The 14,864-nt window shown below is 38.1% G+C and carries 12 protein-coding genes; 7 read left to right on the top strand and 5 right to left on the bottom strand.

Annotated features, from left to right (window positions below):
- Positions 1 to 118 precede the first annotated feature (118 nt).
- The 6 genes from ABVM50_RS11420 to ABVM50_RS11445 all read left to right on the top strand — a co-directional run bounded on the left by ABVM50_RS11420 (position 119) and on the right by ABVM50_RS11445 (position 8,023).
- A complete protein-coding gene (locus ABVM50_RS11420; protein WP_405198686.1) occupies positions 119 to 3,040 on the top strand; it encodes an FAD-binding and (Fe-S)-binding domain-containing protein in 2,922 nt (973 codons plus the stop codon).
- A 103-nt stretch (positions 3,041 to 3,143) separates the two neighbouring features.
- Positions 3,144 to 3,521 (top strand): hypothetical protein, encoded by a 378-nt coding sequence (locus ABVM50_RS11425; protein WP_405198687.1) that lies wholly within the window; start codon positions 3,144 to 3,146, stop codon positions 3,519 to 3,521.
- Positions 3,512 to 5,104 carry an ATP-binding protein gene (locus ABVM50_RS11430; RefSeq protein ID WP_405198688.1) on the top strand — a complete coding sequence of 531 codons (1,593 nt, stop codon included), beginning with the start codon at positions 3,512 to 3,514 and terminating at the stop codon, positions 5,102 to 5,104. The genes ABVM50_RS11425 and ABVM50_RS11430 overlap by 10 nt, the downstream gene beginning before the upstream one ends.
- A 7-nt stretch (positions 5,105 to 5,111) precedes the next feature.
- A complete protein-coding gene (locus ABVM50_RS11435; RefSeq protein WP_405198689.1) occupies positions 5,112 to 5,498 on the top strand; it encodes a PleD family two-component system response regulator in 387 nt (128 codons plus the stop codon).
- Positions 5,499 to 5,620: 122 nt separating this feature from the next.
- Positions 5,621 to 6,685, top strand: coding sequence for a chorismate synthase (gene aroC / locus ABVM50_RS11440; RefSeq protein WP_405198690.1), 1,065 nt, complete (start codon positions 5,621 to 5,623; stop codon positions 6,683 to 6,685).
- An 18-nt stretch (positions 6,686 to 6,703) separates the two neighbouring features.
- Positions 6,704 to 8,023 carry a dicarboxylate/amino acid:cation symporter gene (locus ABVM50_RS11445; RefSeq protein WP_405198691.1) on the top strand — a complete coding sequence of 440 codons (1,320 nt, stop codon included), beginning with the start codon at positions 6,704 to 6,706 and terminating at the stop codon, positions 8,021 to 8,023.
- Here the strand turns inward: ABVM50_RS11445 and ABVM50_RS11450 are convergent.
- Both ABVM50_RS11450 and ABVM50_RS11455 read right to left on the bottom strand, forming a co-directional pair.
- Positions 8,020 to 8,433: a thiol-disulfide oxidoreductase DCC family protein gene (locus ABVM50_RS11450; protein WP_405198692.1), complete on the bottom strand. Its 414-nt coding sequence runs from the start codon at positions 8,431 to 8,433 to the stop codon at positions 8,020 to 8,022. The genes ABVM50_RS11445 and ABVM50_RS11450 overlap by 4 nt on opposite strands.
- Positions 8,434 to 8,435: 2 nt before the next feature.
- Positions 8,436 to 10,622: an endonuclease MutS2 gene (locus tag ABVM50_RS11455; protein ID WP_405198693.1), complete on the bottom strand. Its 2,187-nt coding sequence runs from the start codon at positions 10,620 to 10,622 to the stop codon at positions 8,436 to 8,438.
- 47 nt (positions 10,623 to 10,669) lie between these two features.
- Here ABVM50_RS11455 and ABVM50_RS11460 point away from each other — a divergent pair, with 47 nt between their 5' ends.
- A complete protein-coding gene (locus ABVM50_RS11460; RefSeq protein WP_405198694.1) occupies positions 10,670 to 11,335 on the top strand; it encodes a uracil-DNA glycosylase in 666 nt (221 codons plus the stop codon).
- Between the two features lie 20 nt (positions 11,336 to 11,355).
- On the opposite strand, the gene ABVM50_RS11465 is transcribed toward ABVM50_RS11460, so the two are convergent.
- From ABVM50_RS11465 to ppk1, 3 genes are read right to left on the bottom strand one after another with little or no spacing between them, the layout of a single operon-like run.
- Complete coding sequence (locus ABVM50_RS11465; RefSeq protein WP_405198695.1) at positions 11,356 to 11,922, bottom strand: hypothetical protein; 567 nt, start codon at positions 11,920 to 11,922, stop codon at positions 11,356 to 11,358.
- Positions 11,923 to 11,935: 13 nt separating this feature from the next.
- The gene (locus ABVM50_RS11470) at positions 11,936 to 12,796 is read right to left on the bottom strand and encodes a substrate-binding domain-containing protein (protein ID WP_405198696.1); all 861 of its coding nucleotides are present in this window, start codon (positions 12,794 to 12,796) and stop codon (positions 11,936 to 11,938) included.
- Entirely contained in the window at positions 12,789 to 14,846 is a 2,058-nt protein-coding gene (ppk1, locus tag ABVM50_RS11475; RefSeq protein WP_405198697.1) for a polyphosphate kinase 1, read from the bottom strand. The genes ABVM50_RS11470 and ppk1 overlap by 8 nt, the downstream gene beginning before the upstream one ends.
- Positions 14,847 to 14,864 lie beyond the last annotated feature (18 nt).

Genomic DNA, 14,864 nt, shown 5'->3' on the forward strand with positions numbered 1-14,864 from the left:
TTCATCGCAGCAAATTTATGCCGTTTACCAATATGAGAACGTTCAGGCTAGTAAATGTATTGTTAATATTAATTAAGATTCTGTTAAGTCGGTAAACTGAAACTTCCTAAATTTGAGTATGAAATTGAAGGATTCCCTGCAGCAGCTTGCGAAAGAATTAGAAGGAGAGCTATATTACAATGATCTCTGGAAAACCATATACGCAACAGATGCTTCTGTTTATCGAGAAATGCCACTAGCCGTAAGCATACCTAAGTCAAAGCAAGATCTTATTAGACTAATAAGATTCGCCAGGGAAAATAAAATTACTTTGATCCCTAGAACTGCCGGAACATCATTGGCTGGACAATGTACTGGTGATGGTATCATTGTGGATGTCTCGCGTCATTTTACCGATATAATAAATATAGCTCCGGATAGTAATACGGTTACCGTACAGCCTGGGGTAATTCGGGATGATCTCAACCGTAAACTTCATAAGCATGGTCTTTTCTTTGGACCTAATACTTCGACTTCGAATCGATGTATGATAGGAGGAATGGTAGGTAATAATTCCAGTGGAACTACTTCAATTCGGTATGGTACAACCCGGGATAGGATCAAATCTATCAGAGCACTGTTGAGTGATGGAAGTGAAGTTGAGTTTAGAGATCTTACAAAAACTGAATTTCAGAAGAAATTAGAGATCAAAGGTCTGGAGGGAGATATCTATCGTAAAATTCAGCAAATACTTAATTCAGAAGAAAACAGGGAAGCGATCATTAGCAATTTTCCTCCAATGGAGTTGCATAGACGAAACACTGGCTATGCGCTGGATGAGTTGTTGCATACTGAAGTATTCGAGGGTGCTGATAGAAAATTGAATATTTGCGACCTCATTGCTGGTAGTGAAGGAACTCTGGCTTTTATTACTGAAATCACCTTAAAGCTTGATATTCTGCCTCCTTCAGAAAAGGCTATGATCGCAGTGCATTTTCGTTCTATAGATGCCTGTATGCAAGCGGTAGTTCCGGCTATGAAGCATTCGCTTTTTACCTGTGAGATGATGGATAAGATCATTCTCGACTGCACCAGTGATAATTTGAAATATCGTGAGAATAGATTTTTTATAGAAGATGATCCTGAGGCGATCCTGATGCTTGAATTACGCGCAGAAACACAGGAAGTACTTGAGCAAAATTTGGAGGCTTTGATGAATACACTTAAAAGTTCCAATCTTGGTTATGCTTTCCCCGTTCTTTATGGTGATCAAATTGACCTCGCTCTGGATCTTCGGAAAGCCGGATTGGGATTACTGGGTAATATGAAGGGCGACCGTAAAGCTGTTGCATGTATTGAAGATACAGCTGTGGCCATCCCGGTACTGGCAGATTATATTGCGGAGTTTACACAGATCATGAAAAAATATGATCAGCGAGCCGTTTATTATGCTCATGCTGGTGCCGGAGAGATTCACTTACGTCCTATTCTGAATCTGAAAAAATCTGAAGATGTTGGTTTATTCCGAAGTATTACGCTGGATGTAGCGAACCTGGTAAAAAAATACAATGGTTCTCTTAGTGGGGAGCATGGCGATGGAAGGTTAAGGGCCGAATTTATTGAGCTTATGTATGGTGAAAAAGTGTATTCACTACTGAAGGATATAAAGTTTGCTTTTGATCCAGATAATATTTTTAACAAAGGAAAGATCGTAGATGCACCTGCCATGGATACTTCTCTTAGGTATGTTCCTGATCGCAAAGAACCCGAGATCGAAACCATCATGGACTTTTCTGATGCTGAAGGTGTCCTTAAGCTAGCTGAAAAATGTAACGGAAGTGGTGATTGCCGAAAGTCGGTAGAAGCGGGAGGAACCATGTGTCCAAGTTACAGAGCTACCAGAGATGAAAAAGATACCACCAGGGCTCGTGCAAATGCTTTGAGGGAGTTTCTTACAAATTCAGATAAAGAGAACAGGTTTGATCATCCAGAACTAAAGGAAGTGCTGGATCTGTGTATTAGCTGTAAAGGATGTAAAAGTGAATGTCCGTCCAATGTGGATATGGCTGCTCTTAAAGCTGAATTTCAATTTCAGTATTACAAATCGAACAAACCTAGTTTAAGGGATCGAACTTTTGCGGGGATCACGAAGCAAAACGCTATGGCATCTAAAGTTCCTGGTTTATCACGATTTGTAATGCAAAATAAATTTACTTCCAGAATAGCAAAAGAAATACTTGGGGTAGCGGTAGAAAGAGAACTTCCAGCAGTTGGAAAGACTACGCTTAAAAAATACTACCTGGCTAATAAAGAGACGCTCAAAGTTCAGAATCCTGTTAGGACGGTTTACCTTTTTAATGATGAATTCACTAATTATCTCGATGTAGAGGTTGGTATAGATGCGCTCAAACTATTAAGTAGGTTAGGCTATCAGGTGAAAATGATCGACCATCCAGAAAGCGGAAGGAGTTACCTTTCCAAAGGATTCCTGGGTGAAGCGAAGAAACTGGCCAATGAGAATATACAAATCTTTAGTTCTATTATTAAGAACGAAACTCCATTGCTAGGAGTAGAACCTTCGGCAATCTTAAGTTTTAGAGATGAATACTTAAGACTGGCAGATAATAAAAAGTCAGCTGAGAAACTTGCTAAGAATTGTTTTATAATTGAAGAATTTCTGAAACAAGAGCTTGCAGCTGGTAATATCTGTAAAGAGCAGTTTACGGCGGAGGTAGCAAACATTAAAATTCATGGACACTGTCATCAAAAAGCGCTATCTAATACCTCACGAACTTTCGATATTCTTAATATTCCTGAAAACTATAAAGTAACTATCATCCCTTCAGGTTGTTGCGGCATGGCAGGTTCTTTCGGCTATGAAAAGGAACATTATGAGATTAGTATGCAAATAGGGGAAAACTCCTTATTTCCAGCCATTAGGAAAAGTAAGGAAGGCACGATTATCTCTGCCAATGGTACAAGCTGCAGACATCAAATTAAGGATGGTACTGGCAGGATAGCACAACACCCGGTAAGTATTTTATATAATGCACTTGCTTAAAGACGCAAAGTTTTGTTAATGCTATATTAATTGCAATTCTAGGACTTTCAAAACATTAAATTTAGCCCTCTAAATTAAAACTAATAAGAGCTTCGAATACGGTATGTCAATGGATAAAGAAATGCGAATTAAGCAACTCGAAGAAGACTTACAACGGGCCAACGAGAAAATAGATGAATTAGAGACTGCAAATATTAAGTTTGAAGCAAAAACTAATAGATCTCTATCTAATAATATATTTGATTTAAAGGAATCGGTTATAGATAACATTCATCATCCTCTGGTAATCCTTGATGATAAGCTTAAAGTTGTATTTGCAAATAAATACTTTCTTAAGACATTCAAAATATCTTCTGAAGAAGTTCAGGATACTTTAATTTATGAAGTAAAGGCTGCTCAGTGGAATATTCCGCAGCTCAAAACTGTACTGGAAACAATTTTACCTTCAAATAGCAAAATGACAAATTCGAGATGCAGGTAGAAGGCAATGGTGGTACAGAAAAGCACTTGCTTCTAAATGCTAGTGAAATACAGTTATCCGGGACTGATAGTAATTTTATATTACTAAGTATTGAAAATATAACCAAAAGAAAAATAGCTCAGAATAATTTAAAGAAGAGCCAGCAGCAATTCCGTGATCTATTTTATTCTACAACAAGTTTGATAGCGATATTTCATGGACCAGATCATGTGGTAGATATGGCCAACGATGCTATTGTTAAAGTATGGGGGAAGGGAAAGGAAGTAATTGGGAAACCTATTGTGGAGATCTTACCAGAGATTGAAGACCAAGGTTTGGTGGATTTATTAAACCGGGTTTATTCTACCGGTGAACCTTTTCATGCCGTTGAAAAACCTATAAGCTTAAATATTGACGGGGTTATAAAAGAAAGATATTTTGATATCCTATATCAACCACAAAGAGATAGTAAAGGTAATATTATTGGCGTGGCAAATATCTCGAGTGATGTAACTAAACAGGCATTACTGAATGAACAAATCAAAAAAAGTGAGACTGATTTTAGACAGCTCGTTAATTTTATGCCTCATAAAATTAGTATAGCTGGACTGGATTCTAAGGTCAAATTTTACAATCAGAGTTGGTTGGATTATGTTGGACTAAACTTGAAGGAATTTTTGGAAAGACCGTGGTTGGATATTATTCATCCCGAAGATAAAGAAAGAGTTTCCAAAGAAGTAGCGCAACATTTGAGTAATGGTGAGTCTTTAGAGACTGAAATTAGGCTTCTGAATAAAAAAGGCGATTACTTGTGGCATCTCTGTCGCAGCAATCCTTTAAAGGATGTAGACGGTAAAATTTACTCATGGCTAACATCCAGTACTGAAATTCAGAAATTAAAAGATGATGAGAAGCGAAAGGAAAGTTTTCTAAAGCTGGTAAGCCATGAACTCAAGACTCCCGTTACTTCCATTAAAGGCTACATACAATTGCTACAATCTATATTGCCTGAGAATGTAGAGACAGATTCTAAGAATATTCCTGTTAAACCATATTTACATAGAATAGAAAGCCAGATCGAAAGACTTATCCGGTTAATATCTGAAATGCTCGATTTAAGTCGAATTGAACAAAATGAACTAATTCTGGAGCTCAGCGATTTTCAATTAAATGAACAGATCGAAACGGTAGTTGAAGATCTTTCTTTTTCATATCGCGAAATGCAAATTGATATTAATCACGTGGACCAAATATCTGTAAATGCTGATCGAGAGAGAATTGGGCAGGTTATAACTAATCTTATTACGAATGCTGTAAAATATTCTCCAGACGCTAAGAAAGTATCCATAAGGATTTTTAAGACTGATGAAAATCAAGCAGCGGTAAGTGTTAAAGATTATGGAATTGGTATTGCTTTGCAGGAACAACAACAAATTTTTAAACGTTTCTACAGAGTCTCTGGAAATAAAGATGAAACTTATGAAGGCTTCGGAATAGGACTGTATCTATCAAATGAGATTATAGAAAAACATCAAGGAAAGATTGTTGTGAAAAGTGAACCTGGTAAAGGTTCAGAATTTACTTTTATATTACCCCTAAAATAATTGAAAAATGGCTAGAATCTTAATCGTAGATGACGATCAAACTATAGGATTAATGCTTAAAGATATACTTGAATTTTCAGATCATAAAGTGACTGTTTCTCAGCAACCTAAGCTTACTAAAGAGAATATCTTGCAGCATGATATAGAACTGATACTTCTGGATAAACTTATATCTGGTGTAGATGGAACAGATGTGTGTGCAGAACTAAAAGCAGACGAAGAAGTCGCTCATGTACCAATCATTATGATGTCTGCATTGCACAATGTAGGTGACCTTTGTAAATCTGTAGGTGCCGTTGAATTTATCCCAAAGCCATTCGATATGGAGACTCTTTTAAACAGAGTGTCTGAAGTTCTTGCGAGGGATAGAAGTGGAGAGTCCACAAGATCCTAGAAGTTCATGGATTAAATAATATAATTCTAAATTAAGCATTAGCCTTTTCCTACATTGGGAATATATAGGATTCCACTTTCAAATATGTTCTTAAAAAATTACATTTGTTCAAAATCGAATAAATGGCAGGAAATTCTATAGGCACACTCTTCAGATTAACTACGTTTGGTGAATCTCATGGTGTCGCTATTGGTGGTGTGATTGATGGATGTCCTGCAGGAGTAAAGGTAGATCTCGATAAGATCCAGCAGGACCTGGATAGAAGACGTCCCGGACAGTCTGCAATCGTGACTCAGCGTAAGGAGCCGGACACTGTAGAATTTCTATCAGGTATTTTCGAAGGTCAGTCAACCGGTACACCCATTGGATTCGTCATCAAAAATGCGAATCAAAAATCCAAAGATTATTCTCATATAAAAGATACTTACAGGCCTTCTCATGCCGACTATACCTACAACGAAAAGTATGGTGTTCGCGATTACCGTGGCGGTGGAAGATCCTCAGCTAGAGAGACGGCATGCAGGGTTGTTGCAGGTAGTATTGCCAAACAGCTTTTAAGTTCCCTTCAATTCAATGCCTATGTTTCTACTGTAGGTCATATAGAAATGGATAAGAAATACCAGGACCTGGACTTTTCAGAAGTTGAAAAAAATCCGGTTCGATGTCCAGACCCTGCCAAGGCAAGGGAAATGGAAACTTATATCAAGGAAATTCGTTCCAGCGGTGATACTGTTGGTGGAATCGTTGATTGTGTCATCCAAAATGTTCCTAAAGGTCTGGGCGAACCTGTTTTTGACAAATTACACGCTGAACTTGGTAAAGCGATGCTATCAATCAACGCTGTAAAAGGCTTTGAATACGGCAGCGGATTTGCTGGAACTACTATGAAAGGTAGTGAACACAATGATCAGTTTAATCAGGATGGTTCTACCAAGACTAATTTGAGTGGCGGTATACAGGGAGGGATAAGCAATGGGATGGATATCTACTTCAGAGTAGCTTTTAAACCAGTTGCAACGCTAATGCAGAAACAACAAACGATCAATTCCAAAGGAGAGCAGGTGGACATGCAGGGAAAAGGAAGACATGATCCATGTGTTGTACCCAGAGCAGTACCCATCGTAGAAGCCATGGCCGCAATCGTTATGGCCGACTATTTTCTTCAGAATAAATCATCAAAAATTTAATAGTAGAACATTAGGTATATGAAAAAACTCGCGTTGCACTGGCAGATACTTTTAGGAATGGCCGCTGGTGTCATTTTTGGACTTATCATGACTAATTTTAGTTGGGGACCAGAATTTACAGGGGATTGGATCAAACCTTTCGGGAATATATTTATTAATGCACTTAAGTTAATTGCAGTGCCTTTGATCCTCGCATCTCTTATCAAGGGGATTTCAGATCTTAAAGATATTTCAAAGTTGTCCAAGATGGGAACCAGAACCATTGCGACCTATGTAATTACAACTGTGATCGCAGTTTCTATAGGATTGCTCATGGTAAACCTTATTGCACCCGGGAAAGCGATTTCTGAAGAAACGCGTAGCGATCTTATTGCCAGTTATAAAGGGGATGCTTCAGTTAGAATAACAGATGCTCAGAAACAGAAGGATGCGGGACCTTTACAGGCCCTGGAAGATCTGGTGCCGAGTAATATATTTGGTGCGGCGAGCGATAACGGGAATATGCTTCAGGTCATTTTTTTCGCTATATTCTTCGGAATCGGACTTATACTTATTCCTGAAAAAACAGCAAAACCTGTTAAAGATTTCTTTGATGGCTTCAATGAAGTCATATTAAAAATGATCGACCTTATAATGCTGACAGCACCTTACGGTGTATTTGCATTACTTGCAGCGCTTGTAGTAGAATCACCAAGCGCAGATCTTTTTGCGGCTCTTGCCATGTATGCACTTACTGTACTGCTAGGTTTGGCTCTTATGATAGGAGTATATATTTTACTGGTATGGATTTTTACGAAAAATACACCTTCATTTTTTCTTAACGGAATCGGACCTGCTCAATTACTTGCATTTTCTACAAGTTCCAGTGCTGCCACGCTTCCTGTTACGATGGAAAGGGTAGAAGAACATATGGGTGTAAATAAAGAGGTTACAAGTTTTGTGCTTCCAATTGGCGCCACGATCAATATGGATGGTACGAGTCTTTACCAGGCGGTCGCTGCGGTATTTATCGCACAGGCATTCGGGATGGATCTAACACTAGGTGCACAATTAGGAATTATCGCAACAGCTACATTGGCATCCATAGGCTCAGCGGCGGTACCGGGAGCAGGCATGGTAATGCTGGTTATTGTGCTTGCCCAGGCTGGAATTCCTGAAGCCGGACTAGCTCTAATATTCGCAGTAGACAGACCATTAGACATGTGTAGAACTACGGTTAATGTAACCGGAGATGCTGCAGTATCTTTAATGGTAGCAAAATCTGTAGATATGATGGGACCTCCTAACGTGAAAGATTGGGATGATGATTACCATCCTGAAAATGAGGAAACCGTTTAATCCAGAAACTTAGATTTTAGTTCGGGAGTAGGGATCATACAATTATCCTTTTTCCCGAACCATTTATATCGATTACTAGCTACGAGATCATAAATACTATCTCTCAAACCCTCAGGTAGAAATAAGAAGTTTTTCAATAAAGAATATCCTCCCTTGAGGTCTCTTGAGATTTCCAGGGCTGCAGTAGATTTTCTATAATAAGCCACACCGGGTTCAATCAGCATAATAGAATCCAGGTCTTCAGGATCAAAACCTCTTTCTTCAATGAGTCGTTTCCCGGTTTCACTTTGTAAGGATGCGAATCTAAACTTATCTTTACGGTCATGTTTTATAATGAACTGCACTGCGTTATTGCAAAGGTTACAAACGCCATCGAACAATATGATCTTATGTTTGGAAGTATTTTCCATAACTATTTCTTTTTAGCAGATTGTACTAGTTCTAATTGAGCCATTCGAACTGAAGTGGTGAAAATACCATAGTTAACAAGAGCTTTGTCTTTTTCTATTTTATCTATCGTTCCAACCGCTTTTCCATCTTCAAGCCGAACACGATCACCAATCTTTAATTTTGCTTTTGGTTTATTGGCTTCCTGCTTTTTTAATTGGGTTTCTTTTTTCTTCTCTTCTTTTTTCTTTTCCCGAATAGGTTCAATTTTCTTTTGAACCTCTTTTTTAAGCTGTTCTTCGTTATTCTTCTTAGCCTTAAGTTTCTTGGCGCTTTCTTTTTTGCGTTTAGAATTCTCTATTTCCACCAACTTTATAAATTCTCCAATAAGCTCTTTTTTCTTCTTATTGCTGAAGTATTTTTCACTTAGATCATTGACCTTCTGCCCAAGATAGATCATTCGCTGATTGGTATCATACAACTCCTGATAGCTCTCAAGTTTCTGCTGAACCCTGGTGTTTGTTTCTTCCAGCTTTTCCTTTTCAGCCGCAGCCTTTTCTTCTTTGGTTTTAAGACTGTCGGTTGTTTTTCTAAGGTTAGAACGCTCCTTCTGAAGGTTCGCAATACTTCGATCAAATCTAATCTTACCACGTTCTACCTTCTTTTTAGACCGATTGATCAGGCTATACGGGATTCCGTTCTTTTGTGCAACTTCAAAAGTAAAGGAACTTCCAGCTTCTCCAACCTGTAACTTATAGATTGGTTCAAGCGTCTGACTATCGAACATCATATTCGCGTTGCTCATTTCTGGCAATTCATTAGCCAGTTTCTTCAGGTTCGCGTAGTGTGTTGTAAGTATTCCGAAGGATCCTTTTTCATAGAAAACCTCCAGGAATGTTTCAGCTAAAGCACCACCAAGTTCAGGATCACTTCCCGTTCCAAATTCATCTATTAGAAACAAAGTTTTGTCATCACATTTCCGCAGAAAGTAATTCATGTTCTTCAGTCGGTAGCTATACGTACTAAGGTGATTTTCTATAGATTGATTATCACCAATATCGGTAAGAACTTTTGAGAACAGGCACATTCTACTATACTCATGAACCGGAATAAGCATTCCGCTCTGGAGCATTACCTGCAAAAGTCCAACAGTTTTAAGAGTGATACTTTTACCACCGGCGTTTGGGCCTGAAATAACCATTATTCGGTTGTCGGCGCCTAGTTCAATACTCTGCGGATATGTCTTTTCGTTCTTTTTCTTATTATTCAGAAGTAATAAAGGATGGTATGCATCTTTCAGAAATAATTCCCGATCCTTAGTGATCTTTGGTAAGATTCCTTCGATCTTATAAGCGTATTTAGCCTTGGCAGCGATTACATCCATTCCACTTAGTAGATCCTGATGTTCTACCAAAACTTCACGATAGGGCCTGGTAAACTCTGTCAGTTCTTTTAAGATGCGCTTGATCTCTTCTTTTTCCTCGTATTCTAAATTGTTAAGTTCTCGAGTGTAACGATGTGTAGCTTCCGGCTGAATATATACAATACTGCCGGTTTTGGAATTCCCCATAATTCCTCCTTTTACCTTACGGCGGTACATGGATTTTACAGCGAGCACCCGCACATTCTCTACAACACTTTCCTTGATCTCGTCAAGATACCCATAACCGTTGTAAGTAGTTAAAGCTGAATTAAAACTTGTATTTATCTGGCCCTTTACAGCATTGATCGATCTACGCAACTGTTGTAAATACGTAGAAGCATCATCTTTCATTTCCCCAAACCTATCAATAACCGAATTGATCTTTTCTACGAGGCTTAGGTCATATTCCAGATGAGAAACAGTCTCAGACAAAGCAGGATAGAGATGCTTGTTTTTTCTGAAGAATTTCAAGTGATTATTCACCGTTTCATTCAGCGAAGAAATCTTTCTGAAACCTCCAATTTCAAGAACCGACTCTTCTATAGCCAATAATCGAAGCTCTGGTTGAATACTATCGAATCCGTGATTCGGGATGGCTTCATCCTGAGTTTTGGATTTAATAAATTCGTTGGTTTGATCGAGTCCAAAAACGGTCTTTTGATAACTCGGGTATGGTTGGATCTTAAGAGCCTTTTCTTTTCCCTGTCCTGTAATGCAAAGTTCGCTAACCTGTGCGCATACTACTGGAAATTCCAAATCATCAAGACTCCTGGAACTAATTTTTATCATATCAATTTTTCCCTACATTTGAGGTTCTACAAAGTTACTCAATTCTCATGAACGTAAGAATAGATCAAAGCTGGAAAAAAGTTCTAAATGCTGAATTTGAAAAGGACTATTTCAGGAATTTAATTCAATATGTAAAAAAGGAGTATACGGAGCATAAATGTTTTCCTCCAGGCAGTGAGATTTTTGCTGCTTTTGATCATTCAACATTTGATAATACCAGGGTAGTTATTCTGGGTCAGGATCCATATCATGGAGTAGGGCAGGCGAACGGTTTATGTTTTTCTGTTCGTGATAAGGTCCAGATTCCTCCTTCGCTGATCAATATTTTTAAAGAGATCGAGACTGATCTGAATAAGCCTGCGCCTTCCAGCGGAAATCTCGAAAGATGGGCAGATCAAGGTGTACTTTTATTAAATGCAACTTTAAGCGTGAGAGCTCACCAGGCTGGTTCCCATCAAAACAAAGGATGGGAAGTATTTACAGATGAAGTGATCAGGCTCATATCTGTAGAAAAAGAAAATGTTGTTTTTATGCTTTGGGGTGGTTATGCCAAGAAAAAATGCAAGCTAATCGATAGTTCGAAGCACCTAATTTTAACCAGTGGTCATCCTTCACCATTAAGCGCAAATAGAGGATACTGGTTTGAAAACAAACATTTTAGTAAAGCCAATGAGTATTTGCAATCAAAAGGCAAAAAACCAATTAATTGGTAAGAGAACTCAATTAGTGCTAATTAGAATCTATATCCCAGGTTGACCATAAACTGACCAACTATAGTTGGAGATTTGTCACTGAACAAATTTCTACCAATACCACCGCTTAGGTCTAATAAAAAGCCTCCTTTAGAAACAAATTTACCACCCAGACCGAATCCTATGGCAAAGTCGGTGTAGTCATTAGTTTCATAAACATATTCATTAGTGCTTTCATTGTAATATGATCCATCTTCGTATTCACCATTGGATAACATTCCAAAACCATGAACATAAAAGCCACGGGCATACTTCGAGCTAAAGAAATGTTTGTATTTACCGGTTAAAGAGAGCTCTTTGTAATAAGCATCATTGAGATAATCATCCTTAGTTGGATGGTAAAAAGCTTCGATCGCCCAAGTAGAATTTTCAGAAATTATGCGCTCGTAGGTAATATCCACGATACCGAAGGCAACTAGATTAAAAGCATTCAGGCTTAATTCCTGTTTTCCGAATTCCCTTGAATTTGCATTGGAAATACTGTCGTTGGTCTGGCTAAAACCCAGTGATGTGGCTGCTAAAAGCAAGCAGGTAAGTAAAAATTTCATTTGTAGAAGTAGATTATTTGGCCCTGAAATTATGAATTAATTCCTTATTATCTACTTTTTCGGAAATAAGTTTAAGTCTTTTTAAATAATCCTGAACTTCAGTTAGATCCCGATCGGCAATTTGCTGCTGACTCCAATGAGTGAGGTCAAGCCATTTCCGGATATCTTCCAGTTTCTGTCCGTATCTTTCTGCCAGTTCAACATCTATACTTTTCTGAATTTTGAAATCGTTCGTTTCAGTATTTAAAACCTCCAGCATTTTTAGTAGGTCATCAGATTTTTCATCGATTGCTTTTTGAGAAGCTGCTATCACAAAACAAGGCCATGGAGTAGGGCAGTCAGCAATAAGTCTGAAGGTATTATTGTCCACCAGAGGTTTTGTGGTGAAATGTTCCCACATAAAATATTGTGCATCATCCTGTCTCAAAGCCTCAATAGCTCCTTCCAGATTATGAACAACTTCGAATTGGAGTGAATCTGTATTCCAACCAACATTTTCAGCATTCACATAGGCCATGAGATGTGAGCCGCTTCCTTCACGGCTAATCGCGGCCTTTGTACCCTTAAGATCGTTGATATTTTTAAAGGAAGATCTGCCATCTACATGAATTCCCCAAATTAGCGGACTTCCAATATAATTCTGTATGATCTTACTTTGATTTCCATTTATGATGTCACGGCTAATGCCTTCTGTTAGTATAACGGCTACGTCTATTTCCTCTTCCCTAAGCAAATTGCACATCGCTCCTGTACCTTCCGGAATTTCCTTCCATTCAAGGTCTATTCCTGCTTCTGCGAATTTGTTATTCTCGATACAACGATGCCACGGTAAATTAAAATGCTCCGGTACACCACCAACTTTGATCTTAGTCATTTGAATGCTTTTCTTTTAGATAGTCATATATCGCATATTGCGAACGCACTGTTTCCTCATCATCTTCTTTCTGAACATAGGTATTTGATTCTTCCTTATCCTGAATACGAGCTTTCACATTATCTCTTAACTGAATATTCAATATGTCTTTGAATTCTTTTAAAATATCTTCATCCAGTATTGGAGAAATGACTTCAATCCTGCGATCAAGATTACGACTCATCCAGTCTGCACTCCCATAAAACATCTTTTCGTCACCACCATTTTCAAATAGATAGATTCTACCGTGTTCCAGAAAACGATCAACTACACTGGTGATATAAATATTTTCACTCATCCCTTCAACTCCTGGAATTAGACAGGTAAATCCGCGTATCAGCATTCTAATTTCTACACCCGCTTCGCTCGCCCGGTACAGCAACTCGATCATTTCCTCATCTTCAAGGCTGTTCATCTTGGCGGTAATCTTAGCTTTCTTGCCTTCTCTGGCATTTTCGATCTCGTTGTAGATCAATTTGGAAAATTCCTGCCTGGTAGAAAATGGAGAGATCAAAAGGTTCTTTTCTCTCGGGATTATGAGTTCTCCTTCCAACACTTTAAACAGGCGGTCAAGTTCTTTGGTAATCAGTTTGTTTGCTGTAAAGATTGCATGATCGCAATAGATTTCAGAGGTTTCTGCATTGAAATTTCCAGTTCCAATATAAGCATATCGTACAGTTTCATCATTCTCCTGCCTTTTAACCAGCATGATCTTCGAATGTACTTTCACCTTTGGAAAAGAATAGATCACATGAGCACCTTTTTCTTCAAATTTTCTTCCCCAGCTAATATTGTTTTCCTCATCAAATCTCGCTTTGGCTTCCACAAAAACAGTAACATTTTTACCATTTTCCAGAGCCTGCATTAGAGAATTAGTCAGTTTGGACTCATCGGCTACTCGATAAAGGGAAATACTAATATCAGTAACCTGTTCATCTGCCGCGGCCTGTTCTACAAATCTTTCCACATAATCAAAAGACATAAAAGGAAAATGCAGCGCCTGATCTTTCTCTAAGATAGATTTAAAGTAATCATCACTTTTTTCCAGGGTTTTATGGGGTAGAGGAGGAAGCTTTTTAAAATGAAGGTCTTTATTTCCACTTGGATCCGGAAAAGTAAAGAAATCTTTAAAATTATGATATTTACCTCCCGGCATCATATCGATTTTCCCTAATTTCAAAAGTTTCCTGATTTTCCTATGAACAGGATCGGGCATGCTTGCATCATAAAGTAATCGAGTAGGCTGTCCATCTGTTCTTTGCTTTAAGGATTCATAGATCTTTTCAGCTAGTACGCCTTCATATATATCATCGATATACAGTTCAGCATCGCGGGATAATTTAATTTCATAGATTCCTGTAATATCGCTTTCAGGAAAAATCTTAAACAATTGATGTCTTAAAATTTCATCTAAATAAGTGATCTGGTGCTTCCCTGCATCATCTTCAAAGGTTACGAATCGGCCACATTCTTCTACCGGTATATTAACAATGGCTAATTTATTTTCATCTTTAAAAGTAACCAGGAAATAGAGGATAGAATTCTTCAGAAACAATTCATTCTCTTCATCCAGATTGATAAGCATTGGATCTAAATGTTGCTGAATGTTCTTTTGAAAATAATCTTCAGCAAAGGCCTTCTGCTTTTCATCGTAATGATCTGCCTCCAGTAAAAATATGTTGTTTGCCGCAAGTTCCGGGATAATCTGCTTTTTATAGATATCTCCAAACTGATTCTGTTGCTTTTTAACTTCTTCGATGATCTGCTTTGTGATTCTTGAAGGTTTAAGAGCTAGTTTTTTCCTGATACTTTTCTTCACCCTTTTCATCTGGCGAAGTTGAGAAACACGTACGCGGAAATACTCATCCAGGTTGGAAGAAAAAATTGCCAGGAATTTCATCCTGTCGTAAAGAGGATTAATCTTATCTGCAGCCTCCTGTAGAACCCTTTCGTTAAAACTCAACCAGTTTAGATCTCGGTGTCTAAAACGGTTTTCACTAGGTTGCGGCATGGACATTATTTTGTTTAA

It is taken from the genome of Christiangramia sp. LLG6405-1 (assembly GCF_045055805.1).
Lineage (GTDB): Bacteria > Bacteroidota > Bacteroidia > Flavobacteriales > Flavobacteriaceae > Christiangramia.